14 protein-coding genes are annotated in these 16,451 nt (G+C 37.1%); 5 read left to right on the top strand and 9 right to left on the bottom strand.

Translation table 11 applies throughout. The features are described from left to right. Positions 1–103: 103 nt before the first annotated feature. The 5 genes from SOP96_RS01405 to SOP96_RS01385 form a co-directional block, all read right to left on the bottom strand. Positions 104–1,774, bottom strand: coding sequence for an LVIVD repeat-containing protein (locus tag SOP96_RS01405; RefSeq protein ID WP_326319446.1), 1,671 nt, complete (start codon positions 1,772–1,774; stop codon positions 104–106). 381 nt (positions 1,775–2,155) lie between these two features. Continuing rightward, positions 2,156–3,001 carry a phosphatase PAP2 family protein gene (locus SOP96_RS01400; protein WP_326319445.1) on the bottom strand — a complete coding sequence of 282 codons (846 nt, stop codon included), beginning with the start codon at positions 2,999–3,001 and terminating at the stop codon, positions 2,156–2,158. Positions 3,002–3,217: 216 nt separating this feature from the next. Further along, a complete protein-coding gene (locus tag SOP96_RS01395; protein WP_326319444.1) occupies positions 3,218–3,745 on the bottom strand; it encodes a hypothetical protein in 528 nt (175 codons plus the stop codon). 27 nt (positions 3,746–3,772) lie between these two features. Beyond that, a complete protein-coding gene (locus SOP96_RS01390; RefSeq protein ID WP_326319443.1) occupies positions 3,773–4,924 on the bottom strand; it encodes a zinc-dependent alcohol dehydrogenase in 1,152 nt (383 codons plus the stop codon). A 277-nt stretch (positions 4,925–5,201) separates the two neighbouring features. After that, a complete protein-coding gene (locus SOP96_RS01385; RefSeq protein WP_326319442.1) occupies positions 5,202–5,738 on the bottom strand; it encodes a hypothetical protein in 537 nt (178 codons plus the stop codon). Positions 5,739–5,854: 116 nt separating this feature from the next. Between SOP96_RS01385 and SOP96_RS01380 the strand changes: the two genes are divergently transcribed. Further along, entirely contained in the window at positions 5,855–6,076 is a 222-nt protein-coding gene (locus tag SOP96_RS01380; protein ID WP_326319441.1) for a helix-turn-helix domain-containing protein, read from the top strand. A 176-nt stretch (positions 6,077–6,252) separates the two neighbouring features. On the opposite strand, the gene SOP96_RS01375 is transcribed toward SOP96_RS01380, so the two are convergent. Continuing rightward, positions 6,253–7,530, bottom strand: a complete 1,278-nt coding sequence (locus tag SOP96_RS01375; protein ID WP_326319440.1) for an AbiH family protein — start codon at positions 7,528–7,530, stop codon at positions 6,253–6,255. A gap of 225 nt (positions 7,531–7,755) precedes the next feature. Here SOP96_RS01375 and SOP96_RS01370 point away from each other — a divergent pair, with 225 nt between their 5' ends. Genes SOP96_RS01370 through SOP96_RS01360 form a run of 3 tightly spaced genes read left to right on the top strand, consistent with a single transcriptional unit; the run spans position 7,756 to position 9,604 of the window. Then, on the top strand, positions 7,756–8,373 hold the full coding sequence (locus SOP96_RS01370) for a hypothetical protein (protein WP_326319439.1): 618 nt from the start codon (positions 7,756–7,758) through the stop codon (positions 8,371–8,373). A 2-nt stretch (positions 8,374–8,375) separates the two neighbouring features. Next, positions 8,376–9,410 carry a serine/threonine-protein kinase gene (locus SOP96_RS01365; protein WP_326319438.1) on the top strand — a complete coding sequence of 345 codons (1,035 nt, stop codon included), beginning with the start codon at positions 8,376–8,378 and terminating at the stop codon, positions 9,408–9,410. Next, positions 9,410–9,604 carry a hypothetical protein gene (locus SOP96_RS01360; protein ID WP_326319437.1) on the top strand — a complete coding sequence of 65 codons (195 nt, stop codon included), beginning with the start codon at positions 9,410–9,412 and terminating at the stop codon, positions 9,602–9,604. The genes SOP96_RS01365 and SOP96_RS01360 overlap by 1 nt, the downstream gene beginning before the upstream one ends. Before the next feature lie 135 nt (positions 9,605–9,739). On the opposite strand, the gene SOP96_RS01355 is transcribed toward SOP96_RS01360, so the two are convergent. From SOP96_RS01355 to SOP96_RS01345, 3 genes are all read right to left on the bottom strand, one after another. Continuing rightward, a complete protein-coding gene (locus tag SOP96_RS01355; RefSeq protein WP_326319436.1) occupies positions 9,740–10,258 on the bottom strand; it encodes a DUF2911 domain-containing protein in 519 nt (172 codons plus the stop codon). A 219-nt stretch (positions 10,259–10,477) separates the two neighbouring features. Beyond that, on the bottom strand, positions 10,478–12,169 hold the full coding sequence (locus SOP96_RS01350; RefSeq protein WP_326319435.1) for a sodium:solute symporter family transporter: 1,692 nt from the start codon (positions 12,167–12,169) through the stop codon (positions 10,478–10,480). 97 nt (positions 12,170–12,266) lie between these two features. Beyond that, positions 12,267–14,768: a PIG-L family deacetylase gene (locus SOP96_RS01345; protein WP_326319434.1), complete on the bottom strand. Its 2,502-nt coding sequence runs from the start codon at positions 14,766–14,768 to the stop codon at positions 12,267–12,269. 393 nt (positions 14,769–15,161) lie between these two features. Between SOP96_RS01345 and SOP96_RS01340 the strand changes: the two genes are divergently transcribed. Then, the gene (locus SOP96_RS01340) at positions 15,162–16,451 is read left to right on the top strand and encodes a DUF389 domain-containing protein (protein WP_326319433.1); all 1,290 of its coding nucleotides are present in this window, start codon (positions 15,162–15,164) and stop codon (positions 16,449–16,451) included.

Raw genomic sequence — 16,451 nt, 5'->3', positions numbered from 1 at the left:
CGACTTTTTTAGTTTCAATAGCCATTTCGATCGAAATGGCTATTGAAATTTAATTATATAAGACTACAATATTTAAAATCATGTAAGATTTATTTATTAAGCATTACAATTTATTTTTCACATCCGTAAATGTTCCGGTGATGGTTGAAGTACCGTTTTTGGTAACTGTTCCGTGAATGGTAATGGTTGAGTTTGTTCCTATAAATTCAATCTTGGATCCCTGGTTAATCGTAAGGTTTCCGAAGATGGTTACGTTCCCTTCAATTTTCCAGTTGGCGTTGCTGTTAAGGATCATGTGTCCGTAGGCTGTAAGGTTGCCTTTCAGGTTAAGGAGTGCTCCACTGTTGATATTAAGAGAATTCCACGGATTGTTTTGGGTACCCTGATAAAATTGCCCGTACATATTGAATGTTGAATTGCTGTTCAGGTTAACTGCCTGAGAAGCGGTTAATGCGCCACACCAGGTAAGTTTCTGGTTTACATTGATTCCCTGAAGGCTCTTTGTTCCTGAATATTCCAGTGTTTGCCCGGAATTTACATTCAGCCAATCACTTCCGTTGTAAACTGCATAGCCGGAACAGTTGGGAGCGCCACTTTCAGGAGCTACCGTTTTTATAATTTTCAAACCTCCCGTTCCTGTTGCCACGAAGATATATTCCCCTTTACTCATTACAAAGTTCGATGAGCCTGTTAAATCAAGCGAACCCAAAAGGCTAAGCTGAGTATTGTTTGTCGTATAAACATAAAGACCGGCTCCACCATTGGCTACAAATACTCTTCCTGAATTTACGGATACGGCGTTGCTTACGATATCCGAAGGATTAACACCCGGAACCTGTGCTGGTAAGGAAAGTTTCTGAAGTTTTGTACCTGAAGTCAAATTATAAACTCCTACTCCGTTATATCCTTCCGACACCAATAATTTTCCGTCGATAAAATCTATTGTTCTTTTGGCTTCTGCCACATCCGCAGAAGTTGAGAAAGAAGTGATTAAATTAAGACCGTTTGCGTCATAGATTTTCACCCCTTCCGTTCCGCTCAGTACAACAATTTTATTGTTGTTATATCCCAATGCTCTGAGATCGTTAAGAGGAATAGACATTTCAACCTGCTGACTGCTTTTATTAAGCTGTGCCAAAACACCCGTCGCACCAGAAACTGCATAGTATTTGGAACTGCCTGCAGTAACATCCGTTCCTACTTTACCGGTAAGAACAGTCTGCTGAAGGGAGTTGGTAAGCATACCGCCGTTAAGCGTCATGCTTCCTACAAAAGCAGGCGAAGATGCTCCTGAAGCATAAATATCTCTCGCCCCTGCAATATATAATTTACCGTTATCATATCGTACCGAACTTACATCCGTATCCGGAAGAATGGCCTGCATTACAAGCTGTGGAGCATTCGGATTTGTGATATTCAAAACCTCGATGGCTCCAAGATAGGTTTCTCCTTCTGTGTTGTAGGAAACATAGGCATAATTTCCTTCTACCGTAACATGTGTTGCTCTGAGGGTTTTCCCGTTGTAAACCGGCGGTGCTACTTCAGCTACCAATACCAGGGGGAAATTACCTGCCGTTACGGTTTTTCCACCGGAACCTGGCTTCATATCCAATACTCCGGCGTTTCCAAAGTCAATTCTTTTGCTTAATGCACCAGCATCAGAACTCAAAATAGGACCAGTTTCCTGTTGATCCTGAAAGTCGTTTTCGTCATTCTGACAAGATAAAACTGTTAAAAAGGTAAGTACAGCGATGTACGGTAAAAATTTTTTCATAAAATTATTTTTATATACTTATTTTGCAAGAAATTATTTTTAAAAAATTTAAAACAACTGTAAGATTGTCATACTCTATTTATTACACAACTGTCATTGTTATTTGCTTTGTCATGACAGTAATATTATTTTTTTTATTCTTGTTTAATTATTCTCTTTGAACACTACAAATCTACGGCAGCAATAAATGTTTATCTGTAGCTGAAAAAAGAAATTTCATGTAGTGAAATCACTACACAGATTATTCATTGGGTAAATAAAAACCACTTGGCACTTCCAAAGCTTTGAATTTTTTTAAAATGCAGTTCATTGTAATCATAAAATATTAAAAATAGTCTGTATTTTAAACCGGCTATCGGATTTTAGAAAGATTAACTGAGATTAATTTTCACCGGACTGACGAATATTTTGTTTCACAGTTATCATAAACGGAAAAACAATAGCTATATTTTTTTGATAAAGATAACCAATTATCATTGTGAATAATGCAGGCAGTAAAAATAGTAATCCTTCGGTTCCGAAGTACTGATGAAACAATAAAGCCGCTGCAATGAAGATCCAGCCCGCTAAAAAATAATAGTTTGCCATCCAGCAATTTCGGTATTTGCGATCGCTTTTTCGGTAAGGAATGATGATAAAGCTGATATGCGCAAGAATGGCTCCGGTTAGTAGATCAACGACGTGATGCTGATAGGTCGTCAATGTTGAAATTCCCAGAAGAATCAGCCAGACCAGTAAGAAAGTACGCCATTTGGTAAGGTCTTTAAATACCGACCAGAATATAAAAGCAAACGTAATATGCAGCGAAGGCGATTGGTTAAAGGGCGAATCAAAGGTTTGTAAAAAAGAGAAAGGAAGATTCAGGATGGTGTTGGATACTTCCGGTTTTGTCAATGAAAACTGTAAAGGAAAGATTATGAAAAATATTCCGGCAACCATCGTTACAAAAAGCATTCTCCATGTTAGTATTTTTAGCTGATGCTTATTTTTACATGAAAAAAATACGAGGCAGAAGAAAACGCCACTCGCCATATACGGAATGATTGACAAAGGAATAAATGGGATTGATCTCTCGAATTCAAAAGTAAATGATGGTAAATTTTCCAAAGAAGTCGCATGCCATGTGCAAAGATTGTAAACGATCATGAATACGATAGTACAGATACTTAGTGCGAATGCCTGCTGCCGGATTTTCAGTTGCTTTTCAGTCATTGATTTTTTTAACATAATTATTTTAAGCAGTACCACTTCCAGAATGTCCTGCAGATATGGACGAAGTAGTATTAAATCGATTTTACAATTAAAAACGAGGCTGTCCCAAAAGTCAAACAAATAAATTTTTGTCATTCTGAGAGCAGCAAAGAATCTATAAAAATCAATAATCAGATTCTTCACTACATTTCATTTCGTTCAGAATGACACTTTGAAACAGCCTCATGTACATCAGTTTTTGTTTTTCTTTTTCGCCGACAGCACACTTATGGTAACGGCAGTTACAGCCGCTACCGCAGCAATCTTAAGGAGAAAATTCTTTCTGTTGTATTTCCATTCGGCTCCCCAGCCGCGTTCGGCAAAAATGTTGGGAACATGACCTTTTTTCAGGTCTTCAATAATCCCTTCTATAGCGCCGATACGGTCTGCCAATACCAGCGGAAGCCATCTTCCATAGCTGGATTCACTGTATTTAAAAGCAAATTTCCTGATCTCTCCATTAAGTCCTTCCGGCGGTGAAGCCGTTCCGAAAGCTGCTGTTAAATTGGGACGTTCCACGGATTTTAAAATTTCAACCTCTTCAGGCTGCTGTTCCGGTCTTTGCCAGGAATAACCTTCATGTTCTTCATTGGTTCGTTTTTTCATGGGATAAACGGGGTCGTTTTCAGGATCGGCATCGATTCCCCACCCTTTTATATGCGTATAATCTGCCTGTTCGCTTTTTTTAAAGTCGGAAGGCTTTGTTTCGTCTGTAATCATGTTGTACTATTTTTTAGGTTAAAACTTTTAAGCGGTTGGCGGAATAAGCACAGTCTTTATGCAGCCGTCAAGCTTTCTTGAAAATATATGGTAGGCATCCGCTACTTCTTCCATCGGAACACGGTGGGTAATGATCGCTTTCGGATTGAGAATTCCGTTTTTTACGTGCTCAATCAGCTTTGGCAGGTTGCGTTTTACCGCGGCCTGGTTAGCCCGGATCGTGATTCCTTTATTCACCACATTTCCTATCGGCACCAAAGCATCCGTAGGGCCGTAAACCCCTACAATAGAAACAATTCCGCCCTTTTTCACAGAATTAATCGCCCAATGGAGCGCCGTGGTAGAACCACCCTGTAAAAGCAGCTTGGTTCCCATAATGGTATTCATAAGATTTCCTTTTGCCTCGCAGCCCACAGCATCGATGCAGACATCCGCACCCAGAGAATCGGTTTGTGTTTTTATGAAAACCACCGGGTCGCCGATGCTGTTAAAATTATAAGCTTCACATTGAGCATATTTCGCCACGAAATCAAGCCTGTATTCCAGCTCGTCAATCACGATTACTCTTCCGGCTCCGAAAAGCCATGCTGATTTTGCTGCCATAATACCGATTGGTCCGGCTCCGAAAACCACTACCGTATCGCCTTTCTGAATTCCTGCCATTTCTGCCGCCTGATATCCTGTTGGAACGACATCGGTAAGAAGCACGGCATCATCGGGATCCATCCAGTCGGGAATGACGGTTGGGCCTACATCTGCGTAAGGAACGCGGGCATATTCTGCCTGTCCGCCCTGATAACCACCGGCCGTATGAGAATATCCGAAAATACCGCCTACTGCAGTGGCCATCGGATTAGATTCATGGCAGTTGCCATACAATTCCTGTTTACAGAAAGCACATTTACCGCAGGAAATATTAAAAGGAACCATTACCTTATCGCCCACTTTCAGGTTTTGTACGGAAGAGCCGATCTCAACCACTTCTCCGATAAACTCATGGCCAAAAGTAGTTCCTGTTCGTGTATCGGGAACCAGTCCGTGATAAAGATGCAGATCCGATCCGCAGATGCAGGATCTCAATACCTTCACAATAGCGTCTTCAGGATGTTCTATTTTCGGTTCGGGCATATTATGGTCTGCCCGTACGCGGAAGGGTCCGCGAAAATTCATTGCTAACATATTATATTTTTTTATTGGTGTTGCAGTACTTACAGCAAAACAGAGACCGCCATTACGGGTTTCGCCATAATTATGGTTCTATGTGGTATCTAAAGTTTTCAGAAAAAATGAAATGATAATGAGCAGATTATTAATTGAGTGCAAAGACAATGACCGCATTAACACACTGATGGATGTGCTTTTATAGTAATTTTTAACAGAATACAGAAGCTGTTTAGCATGGTAAAGCACACCAGAATCCAACATGGATAGTATTGCAGGCGTTGTAAAACAGAGCTTAGATGGAAGATTCTTTTTTGCTGTTTTTTCTCTCGAGGATGAGCCATGATGCATCCAGCATTTTGGTGAGGTGCAGATACGGACCTACGATATTTCGCTCCGGAGTATTATTGAACGTGCCGAGTGAGAAATGTACGACTTCCGACAGGAACTCCCCGAATTCCTCAAGATCGTATTCTTTAAAAGCTTTTTGGAAAACTTTTGCCGGATTGCGGTATTCTTCTTCCGACAGTGAACTTTGCAAGAGCGGACTGCTTTGTTCCGGAAGTGTATGAACCCGCCATTTCCTGCATTTCTTTTGAAGGCACCACCCTGCCCGAATAAACGACCTCAACGACTGGTGAAAGTGAAAGACAACGGAAGGATCTTCCGGGATACGGGTTTTCTTTTGTGCAGCGTATTGTATGATGTGATGGAGCCGTTCTTTGGCGGTGACCAGGTCATGGAACTGGAAAAATACTTCCATCAGCGCCAATGCGGAATGTTTGTTCCGGCCGGACCAGAAACGGGATTCGAAGTTTTTGTTTTTTTTCATGGGTGTTTTTTTCTTTGGGTTTTTTTGATAGCGGACTTTGCAAATGTAATAAAAATTTGCCACAATTCGGATTTCAGTCCGAATTGTTTTACAGAATTACGCTTTTATTTGTTTCTATGGAAATTGCAAATAGAAAGATCGTTGAATTTATAAGGGATAAATGGGTTATTCCTATGAACAATAACAGCCAATTTGCTAATGAAAATAATATTGATGAAAAGACGGTAAGAAGAATTAGGGAAGATGAAAATTATCAGATCAGTTTAATTACCATCATGAGAATATGTGAAGCCCAAAATATTAAATTATCTAAATTTTTTGAAATGGCTGGGCTTTAAAGTAAATATATTAAGAATCCTGACGAGAGTTGGGGTTTTATAAACTTCTACAAACAGTATTTATATTCTTCACCTATTATAAGTAATTATAATTGATAATGATATATTAGTTAATACCAAGTTAAGTAAACAACATTACAGCTATAAAAATGGAGAACATTGTGTTCTCCATTTTACTATCTAAATAGTGCATTTGTATATTCTTTATTTACAACTTTATCCCTCATTGATGCCTTATCTGTAAAATTTCTCGAAATATTTCTAATCATTTCACTATAATTGTCTTTTCCATCGTCTTTAAGTCGGTAATATGGTTTTATTGAGTTGCAATTTTTATGTTCAAATAAAGTATTTAATAAAGTTCTATCAGAAATACCACAAGAATGACCAAATATAAATACTTGATAATTATTTGAGTTAATAAATTCCAATAATTTTTTATAAGAATCACTTTCAAGATACTTCATTGATTTAATATTTTGCAAATATTCATTGTCATTAAGATTTTCTATTTCTAAATAATCTTTATCTATTTCATCTCCAAAGCCAAAAATTATCTTGTTATCAGTTTTATTATTTAAAATTCCGTGTATGTGAATTACATCAGTTGATATATCATTGCCAAATTCTCTATCAGTTGGTCTACTATCATAAAAGTTTTCAGTTGAAGTATAATTAAAATTTAGAAATAACACTTCGCTTGGTCTATATCGAAAATAATTTAGTGACGAATTAGAAGTTAATAATTCTTTTATTTTTTTTTTCTTATCACTTATATTGCTTAAAGCAATATGTAATCTACTTTCTCTTTCATTTAAATTAAGGTCTTCAATATCAATATGACCCTTTTCTAAATCTTTAATATTAGAATGAAATTTCTGAAAAATTTCTTCTGTCAATTGATTAATAGTAGCTTCTGAAAAATCTCTCAAATTAAAATCAGAATATATAACTTCATTGATTGAATTTCTAAAACTAATATCTTCAGCAGAAATTGGGAAACTTATAGAAAATTGTTGTTGGACTTTTGTCAAATATTTTTCTAGTAAAGATTCTATAACAGCAAATTCTTTATTTAATTTTGTTATGGTATATTTTGATGGTTTTTTATAGCAAGCTTTTAACAAAAGGTAATAATCATTTTCAATATCGACCCAATTTAATGTTGATTTATTTTTGTTAAGAAGATTAAAAAACTCATTCTTATAGCTTATTTTTTGACCAATACTGCTTAAACTTCTCAGAATATTTTGGTAATCATTTTCACTGTCAACAAATCTTGCATTAGGTATCCTATCAATTGATATGCAGTCATCTTGATATTTTTCACCTATGTGATTATCAAACATATCTTGTTTTTTTGTCATCCAATAATCGTCAATAAAATCGCCATAACTTGTTTTCATTCCATGAGCTAAGTCAAAACCATTTCCAATTAATATTATACGATTCATAGTATTAGTTTATTATTTTACTGTAAATTTATTAATTGTCAATTAATATCATTCATTTTGTTTAAGTATTTTACAATAACTAAATTAACAGAAAAGCCATCATTATTAGATACAATACATATATACTATAAATTCAATATTATGAAATCATTAAAAGAATTCATCGCAGAAAATTAGAAAATTCGACTTTTACAACTGTTCAAGAAAATATAGAAAAACAGGTTGATGAAAATCAGGAAATTATTAGGAAAATATAAATTTAGAAGAAGAAGCAGTATAATAATAATCTTTACGGAAAACCGTAAATCCGATGTGAAAAATATTTTTATATTTGAAAAAACTAATAACAAATATTTCATGACAGTAATCGGTTTAAGAGTAAAATCTAATAGTAAGATTTATTATTGCATTCTAGAAGAGTTACCAGATGGCTCACTTAACTACGTTGACATTACACATTTAAAAATACCATTAGCACTTAATTGGCCAGAAGCTTTAAACTTTGTTCGTAATACAATATTGGATATTCTTCTTCAATACGGGGTTAAGAAGGCAATAATAAGAATTTGTGAATTTGGTATAACTTTCAATAGTACAATAAATGAGAGGGTCTATATAGAGGGTGTCTTACAAGAAACGATTGCAAGTTCTAACGTAGAAAAATATAAAGCTGGACAAATTGCAGAATTTACATCACTTTTAGGAATTAAAAGGGATGAGTTTAAGAAATATGCACAAGCAGACTTACATTATGAGAATATCCCAACAGAAATCAATTGGGATAAATTATCATTGGAAGAAAGAGAAACTATTTTAACTGCAAATGCTGCGCTAAATCTTTAATTATGTTTACAAATACCTTATTAAATTTCACACTTGGTAGCAGAATTGGCTCTGGCGGCGAAGCTACTGTATATAAAGCTATAGACACACAATTAAATGCTGAAATTGTAATTAAAAAGATTCCAAAAAGTAATTTTACTGATATTGATAAGTATTTTGAAGAATCACAAAAATTATACTTCTCATCTCACCATAATGTTGTAAAAGTAATGTATGGCTGTCAAGATAATGATTTTATATATCTCGCCATGCCATTATATCCAAAAGGATCCCTGAAATCTATAATTGATGATAAATTCTTAACATCCAGAGAAATAATTAGATATTCATTACAATTCCTTTCAGGGTTAAACTTTATTCATTCAAAACAATTAATACATTATGATATCAAACCTGAAAATATATTAATTGACAACACTAATACTGCATCTATATCTGATTTTGGATTAGCAGAATACTTAGGGTTCTATGGATTTGCTAATATCAGAGGTACAACTAAAGAATTTGCGCCCCCAGAATTATTTTCACAACCAGCACATAATATTAAATTTGATATTTATCAATCAGGATTAACTTTATTTAGAATGTGCAATGGTGATGACATCTTTTTTCAACAATTAGATGAATCTTTTACATCTAAGGGCGTTACCAATGATGGCATCTTTATCAATAATTTAATTCGTGAAAAATTTCCAATTAGAAATTATTTTTTACCACATATACCAAAAGGTATTATACAAGTAATCAGAAAAGCACTTAAGGCTGATCCAAATGAAAGATATGATTCAGTTTTAGAAATGTTGAATGATTTAAGCAAAATAAATAATAGCGATGATTGGGTATATTCAAAGACCACTAATCTCGAAAAATGGGAGAAACAAAACTATGTAGTAACTTGTACATATAACGACACGAATAATAAATATACTATTGTTGCGTTAAAAAATAATAGAAGAAAGAAAGATTATTGTTTAACTTTGGATACTCAAAAACAGGCATACGATTTGTTGTATGATTGTTTGAATAATACATGGTAATGTCTTTAAAGAAAATTACATATAATTCTAAAACAAGAAATGATATTTCTAACCCTTATCATAAATTTTCTCACCAAGATTTGTTAAGGTTAGCGAATATAAGCACCTTTAATGGTAATTTTGAAATTGAGAAATTACATAATGGTCGAATTAAAGTGAATGCTGTTGTAAAATCAAAATCTTCTAAAAAATAATTAAAACCCTCTAAAATATAGGGTTTAGTGTTCTTCAGCCTTACTATTTTAGCATATGAAATTTGACATACTTATCTTGACAGATAATCAAAAAAAATCCCGGCAAAACCGGGATTTCAAATTTCATATTCAAGCTTACTTTACCTCCACAGGAACAGAGATCTGATCCCAATCCATGGTGAATCCGTTTTTGTTGATCTTGTACACCAACGCTTCCTGGGTTGTTGGTAACGCTTTTGTTTTTACATCTACACGCAACGCATCTTTCGCCTGTTCGTATTTGTAAGCGCCCCATTGTTTTGGCTCTTTGTTGAAGATGGCCGTCCACAAACCGCTGGCTTTAGGGATCAGGAAAAAGCTGTATTTTCCGGCAGGAAGTTTTTTACCCTGAACGGTAATGTCTTTGCTTGTTTCAAAAGTCGTTGCCTCATTGGCACCTGCACGCCAAACTTTATCGTAAGGAACCAGGTCGCCCCATATTTTGCGGTCTTTCACAGAAGGACTGCTGTAGTTGATGGTAATGTCGGCATCTTTGATTTTTCCCGTAGCCGTCATTGGAGGACTTGCCGGTTTTTTAGTTTCCTGTGCAAAGGCGTTTACGGAAATCGTCATCGCAGCAACAAGTACGGTAGCAGATTTAAAAATTGTTTTCATAACACTTTATTTGTTTGTTTGTTGTCAAAGTATATTTTCAGAATGATATTTTTTACCTGTTCTTAGGCTGATGTTCCCTTTATGCTAATAATACGCTCGCAGATCGGGCAGATTTGGCAGATTTTTTTTGCGTAGATATCTGCGTCATCACCATACTTTGCGTGAGCCTTTGGTTTTCTGCCAAAATGTAAACAGGCTTTTTATATTATTCTTTTTCGTTTACGAATGTACTGCTTTCGGCTTATAAAACAATAACCCGATGGAAGAAAATAAAATGACCGCCGCCGCACCGATCACATTGAGCCAGAGAAAAGAAACGATATCGAACTGATACACCGCAATGACCGTAATTTCAGCTAAGATGGCAGAAATAAATACATTCTGTCCGTTGATTTTTTTATAGTAAAATGCCACCAGGAAAATCCCCAGGATCGGGCCATAGAAAAGGGAGCCTAATACATTCACCGCTTCGATGAGCGAACCCATCTGCGTGGCAAACATGGCAACGCCAATCGAAAAAATTCCCCAGGCTAACGTATGCAGTCGGCTGTACTTCAGTTCGGTTTTTTCATCCGGAATTTCTTTTTTAAAGATCAGATGAATATCTTTTACCGAACAGGCTGCCAGAGAATTCAGCGCCGCCGAAATAGAACCCCAGCTCGCCAGGAAAATAACGGCAAACAGCAACCCGATCATTCCTACCGGCAGCGTATTTTTCACGAAATACAGGAAAATATAATTGGTATCCGTTTTCTCGGCATTAAAGTTTGAGCGGTTGATCGCTTCCTCTACCCTTCCGTGAAGATCTTTTACCTGGGCCTGCGTATTTTTAAAATCCTGAATTTTTGCTTCCAATTGTGGCGCATTTGTTTCTTTCAGCTTTAAAATTTCTTTTGATTCTGTATTGAATTTTGCCTGTAAATCCTGATGTTCTTTTTCAAATACCTCAGCTTTCTCCGGTTGATTTTCTTTTAAATACTGATAAGAACGTTCGTTAAAATAAATCGGAGCCGGTTTCAGGGAAAAGAAAGCGAAAAGCAAAGCACCAATTAAAAGAATCGCAAACTGCATGGGAATTTTAACCAACCCGTTCAGCAGCAAGCCCATTTTTGCATTGGTATTGTCTTTCGCGGTAATATACCTTCCCACCTGACTCTGATCTGTCCCGAAATAAGAAAGGGCAAGGAAAAATCCGCCGATGATTCCGCTCCAGATGTTGTATTTGTCTTTCCAGTCGAACTCTGTAGTGATGACATTGAGTTTTCCTGATTTCCCGGCCAGATAAAGCGCATCTTTAAAACCGATTCCGTTCGGCATATTTTGAATAAGCAAATACCCGGCAAAAGCCATGGTTCCCAAAATAATGAGAAATTGCAGTTTTTGGGTGTGTGCAATCGCTTTTGCTCCTCCAATATAGGTGTAGATCAATAAAATTCCGCCTGTTAAAACATTGGTTAAATAAATATTCCAGTTCAACACGCTGGATAAGATGATGCTCGGTGCATAAATGCTGATTCCTGTAGACAACCCTCTGGAAAAAAGGAAAAGCAGTGAAGTGAGTACTCTTGTTTTTTTATCAAAACGGTTTTCTAAATATTCGTAAGCCGTGTACACATTTAAACGCTGAAAAATCGGGATGAAAGTAATGCAGATCACGATCATCGCCAAAGGCAGCCCGAAATAATACTGCACGAAACGCATTCCGTCGGTATACGCCTGTCCCGGCGCCGAAAGAAAAGTAATCGCACTTGCCTGCGTTGCCATAATCCCGATGAGCACAATGTACCACGGCATTTTATTATCTGCTTTCAGGTAGGATGCGTTGCTTTTCTGTCCACGCCCGATGAAAACGCCGTAAACAACCACCGCAACCAGAGTACATATAAGAACTGTCCAATCTATTGTGCTCATGCCCAGAATTTAGTAAACCAATAATACAATACGATCTGCAATACTAAAGCAAATGCTAATAACAGATACCAGATCTCCCAATTAATTCTCTTATTCATCAGTTTTTCTGTGCAGATAAAAAGTTTAAAAACAATCTTGCGGCTCCCACATTTCCGGCAGGCAGCTGTCGGAAAAACGCCAACGGCGTATAAATGAAGTTCCCCTTCCCATATTTTGCATATAAGGTTGAACCCTGTAATGGCTCTTCACCCGTATCGTGCATTTCAAAAAGCGACTCATAAGCTGCATCCCATTGATCCGGAAAATACGCACCTCGTTCCTGTACCCAGCCGTTGAAATCATTTTGAGTAATCTTATTGGGGAAATTCAGCAGTTTATGGTCGGGGTTTACAAAGGTAACCGCTGCATTTTCTTCGGTAACGCGTTTATTGGCAATACGGAAATTGTACATTCCCAGCTGATCAACCGTGGTATCCTGGTTGGTGTTATACTGCATCACCAGATTTCCCCCGGCTTTCACGTAAGACCATAAAAACGGCATCCACCTGCCCAGATTTTTCTCCGTGTTATTGGCACGAACACCCATCACAATGGCATCATATTGCGACAGCTTATTTTGAGTACCGCTTCCGGATTCATCTGCTTTGCCGTAAAAATCTTCGTCTTTTAGGACATCGACCTGAATTCCTGCGATACGGAGAAACTCTGGAATAAAATCTCCCGCACCTTCAATATAACCGACTTTTTTAACATTTGACTGAATATCGCCTTTCATTACAGTCACCGACGCAGGTGCAAAATATTGCAGGGAAGGCAAATGCGGATACTGAATTAACACCTGTTTTTTATTATACGTGATTCCGTCTGCAACGAAATTTGCATCCAGTTGCAGTCGATTGGATGGTATGGAAGCAAGCTTTGTTTTTGGAATTGTATAATCTACGGTAACATATTTTCCATTGAACGATTGAAGATCACCGCCGCCTAACCGTTCTCCGTTATACATCAGGTTTACTGTACCATTGCGGAACGGTTTGTCTGAATTTACTTTAAACTGTAAACTTACCTTCACATCTTCATTTTCTTTTGCCAGATAAAGCGGCTGGGTAAATTTCACTTCCAATGCAGGAACAATGCGTAAAGGTTCGACTACGTCACCGCGAACCGGGTCTAATTTTTTAAAAGATAAAGGAAGCTTAACCTGAAACTTTTCCGAGCCAATTTTTAAATCAACCCAAACATTCAGCGGTGATTCTGCTTCGGGCAAACCGATCAGCGTGTCACTCGAAACGGAAAACATCGCCGCATTTACGGGTGGTTTTGCCAGCCAGTAAGGTTCTGTGAGTGCTGCTTCTTCCGGAATCTGAATTTCATGCTGAATGGTAATTAATGAATCTTTGGATAATTTTCTGTTGAAATTTTCTGATGTATTGAGCCATTTTACCTTTTCTAAAATGACTGGATTTTCAGCCCTTGAAATTACATTTAACCTGAAATTATATTGATTTCCGGCAACCGCTTCGGGTTGATTCGTCACCACCTCGCCCATAAAACCGGCACAGCTTACAATAATTTGGTCAAGAGATGTAAGTTTATCTTTTTTCAAATCCGAATCCTTTAATGCTATTACTTTTTTTCTCAATGCAAGCAAAGCAGGCAAACTGTTTTCCGGATGATTGAAATTGAAATCAGAAATAATTTTATCCAAAGACTGGTCAATATCCGGGTTTCCTTCTTTAGTCCAGGCTTTACTGATTCCGTCAAAAAGATTTGCTTTGGCAGGCTCACCGGCAACGTGTGAAAAATATTCCGTTTTAATTCCGGCGACAGATTGTGTTCCTGCACCCTGGCTTTTGTGCAGACTTCTGCTGATTCCGGCCAGCTCACCATAGCCCATTCCCAACTGTGGATCATATTGCCCGACTGTAATTTTCAGTTGATTTTCTGCGGTAGTATTTACGGAACCAAAGCGGAATGTGTTCCACATAAGGCGTTTTGGCTGCCATGCATTAACATATTTCAGTTGATTGGGGAAAGCCGTTTTATCGCCTGCAAGCTTAAACGCTTTTTCTGCCACCACTGCCGAAGCTGCATGTTGCCCGTGACCCGCCGCAGCCGTAGGCGGAAAACGGCAGATGATCACATCAGGACGGAATTTCCGGATTACCCAGACTACATCCGCAACAATACTGTTTTCATCCCACTGTTTAAAAGTATCGGTGGTGTTTTTAGAAAACCCGAAATCAATGACGCGGGTAAAAAACTGCTGTGCTCCGTCTAACTTCCTGGCTTCTAAAAGTTCATGCGTTCTGATTAAACCCAATGCTGCACCCTGCTCGGTACCTAATAAATTCTGACCGCCATCACCTCTGGTTAATGACAAATATCCCGTTTCCACATTCCGGTCGTTTACCAGCCAGGAAAGGAGTCCGGTGTTTTCATCGTCGGGATGAGCGGCAAGGTATAACACTTTAGGCAGGTTTTTGAGTGTTTTAAGTTCACGGTAAATGTCAGAAGATTTTGCAGGCCGCACCTGTTGGGCCGAACAAAAAACCGTATAAAAGCTAAGAATAAGTACAGTAAAAATTTTTTTAAACATTTGAATGGGCTTTGCTGGACAAATATAAGTAAATCGTTTTTCTTCCAACCTTAAAAGAAAGAGCAAATGAACGAGGCTAAAATTCTATTGTTTTTCTTTATTCAATTTTCGTCTGAACATATCATCATGACGCAATAATTAAGATATTCAGAACTTTCAAAAGAATAAAAATCAAAGATTTTTTTTGAACAACCCTTCATTTTCTTTTGTAGTTATTAACCTTACATTTTTTTATCGCTGGAATGACAATTTTTTTATAATAAATTTTAAGGTATAAAGCTGTACCGGATGGTTTATTTCAATAAAAATAGCATCAACAGTTAAAAATCTTTATTTTTGTGGCATCTTCCAGAGAAATTAAGGTACTTGGAAGATCTGCAAAATAAAAGTAATATGATTAGAAATATCTTCAATTTTATCAATCTTCATAATGGCGAAGAAAGTAAAGATAAAGTTCTTGATAATGTCATTGCAAATATATCCTTCAGAGGCTCTAACCTTTGGATTTTAGCATGTGCCATCATCATTGCTTCCATTGGGCTGAATGTAAATTCAACAGCGGTAATTATCGGAGCAATGCTTATTTCCCCGTTGATGGGACCTATCGTTGGTGCGGGCTTTGCGCTGGGAACCTATAATTTTTCTCTGCTTAAAAAGTCATTCAAAAATCTTCTGATTGCCACGTTTGTGAGCCTTACGGTTTCTGCTGTTTATTTTTATATCAGTCCGTTTAAAGATGTTCAGTCAGAACTTTTAGCACGTACAGCACCTACGATTTACGATGTGCTGATTGCTTTTTTTGGCGGATTGGTGGGGGTTATTGCCATCACCAGGGTTGAAAAAGGGAATCCCATTCCCGGTGTAGCCATTGCAACCGCATTGATGCCGCCCCTTTGTACTGCAGGATTCGGGTTGGCAACATTTAATTTTTCTTATTTTTTCGGTGCTTTTTATCTGTATACCATCAATTGTTTTTTCATTTGTATTGCCACGTTTTTTGTGGTGAAATTTCTCCAGTATCCTTCTTCGCTCATTGAAAGCAAATACGAAAAAAGGATCAGGTACGGCATTTCAATTTTGATTATTGTGATGATTGTTCCCAGCTTCTATCTGGCGTACAGTTTATTCAATGAAAAAAAGTTTAATAAAACAGCGGAAACGTTTATTCAAAAGGAATTTGAAAACAATGGCTATACGGTAATTTATAAAAAAATCAATTATAATTCAAGTCCCAAAACGATTGACCTGGCCTTCCTTAATAAAAAATTTACGGAAAAAGAAATTGCTTCGTTCAACAAAATGCTTGCAGATCACGGGCTTTTGGATACACAGCTTACTATCCGACAGAATGAAACCGACATTAAATCTGAAATATTAAGCGAGATCAATAAATTTGACAGCAATATTTCGGAAAAAGATATCGCTATCTCAAAACTCCGGCAGGAGCTGGATTCTTATAAAGTAGGCGATTCTACGCTTCTTAAAGAAATAGAAATCCTATACCCGAAGATCGCTAATGTTTCTTACGGAAAGATTGAACAGTACCCGAATACCGACAGTACGAGACTTCAGTTCACTTTATTGTATTCCGGGAATGAAATCGATCAGGATCAGCTGAGCAGGTGGCTGCAAAAAAGGCTTAATGAAAAAAACGTAAAAATAATCAAGAGTGAAACAGAATAA

The organism is Chryseobacterium salviniae (assembly GCF_035819015.1).
GTDB classification, from domain to species: Bacteria; Bacteroidota; Bacteroidia; order Flavobacteriales; family Weeksellaceae; genus Chryseobacterium; species Chryseobacterium salviniae.
This window is presented reverse-complemented; position numbering and strand designations above follow the sequence as displayed.

What these genes read in the sequence shown, in the direction of transcription:
- SOP96_RS01405 (WP_326319446.1), bottom strand. Translation starts at nt 1,774, where the DNA reads ATGAAAAAATTTTTACCGTACATCGCTGTACTTACCTTTTTAACAGTT.
- SOP96_RS01400 (WP_326319445.1), bottom strand. Translation starts at nt 3,001, where the DNA reads ATGTTAAAAAAATCAATGACTGAAAAGCAACTGAAAATCCGGCAGCAG.
- SOP96_RS01395 (WP_326319444.1), bottom strand. Translation starts at nt 3,745, where the DNA reads ATGATTACAGACGAAACAAAGCCTTCCGACTTTAAAAAAAGCGAACAG.
- SOP96_RS01390 (WP_326319443.1), bottom strand. Translation starts at nt 4,924, where the DNA reads ATGTTAGCAATGAATTTTCGCGGACCCTTCCGCGTACGGGCAGACCAT.
- SOP96_RS01385 (WP_326319442.1), bottom strand. Translation starts at nt 5,738, where the DNA reads ATGAAAAAAAACAAAAACTTCGAATCCCGTTTCTGGTCCGGCCGGAAC.
- SOP96_RS01380 (WP_326319441.1), top strand. Translation starts at nt 5,855, where the DNA reads ATGGAAATTGCAAATAGAAAGATCGTTGAATTTATAAGGGATAAATGG.
- SOP96_RS01375 (WP_326319440.1), bottom strand. Translation starts at nt 7,530, where the DNA reads ATGAATCGTATAATATTAATTGGAAATGGTTTTGACTTAGCTCATGGA.
- SOP96_RS01370 (WP_326319439.1), top strand. Translation starts at nt 7,756, where the DNA reads ATGAAAATCAGGAAATTATTAGGAAAATATAAATTTAGAAGAAGAAGC.
- SOP96_RS01365 (WP_326319438.1), top strand. Translation starts at nt 8,376, where the DNA reads ATGTTTACAAATACCTTATTAAATTTCACACTTGGTAGCAGAATTGGC.
- SOP96_RS01360 (WP_326319437.1), top strand. Translation starts at nt 9,410, where the DNA reads ATGTCTTTAAAGAAAATTACATATAATTCTAAAACAAGAAATGATATT.
- SOP96_RS01355 (WP_326319436.1), bottom strand. Translation starts at nt 10,258, where the DNA reads ATGAAAACAATTTTTAAATCTGCTACCGTACTTGTTGCTGCGATGACG.
- SOP96_RS01350 (WP_326319435.1), bottom strand. Translation starts at nt 12,169, where the DNA reads ATGAGCACAATAGATTGGACAGTTCTTATATGTACTCTGGTTGCGGTG.
- SOP96_RS01345 (WP_326319434.1), bottom strand. Translation starts at nt 14,768, where the DNA reads ATGTTTAAAAAAATTTTTACTGTACTTATTCTTAGCTTTTATACGGTT.
- SOP96_RS01340 (WP_326319433.1), top strand. Translation starts at nt 15,162, where the DNA reads ATGATTAGAAATATCTTCAATTTTATCAATCTTCATAATGGCGAAGAA.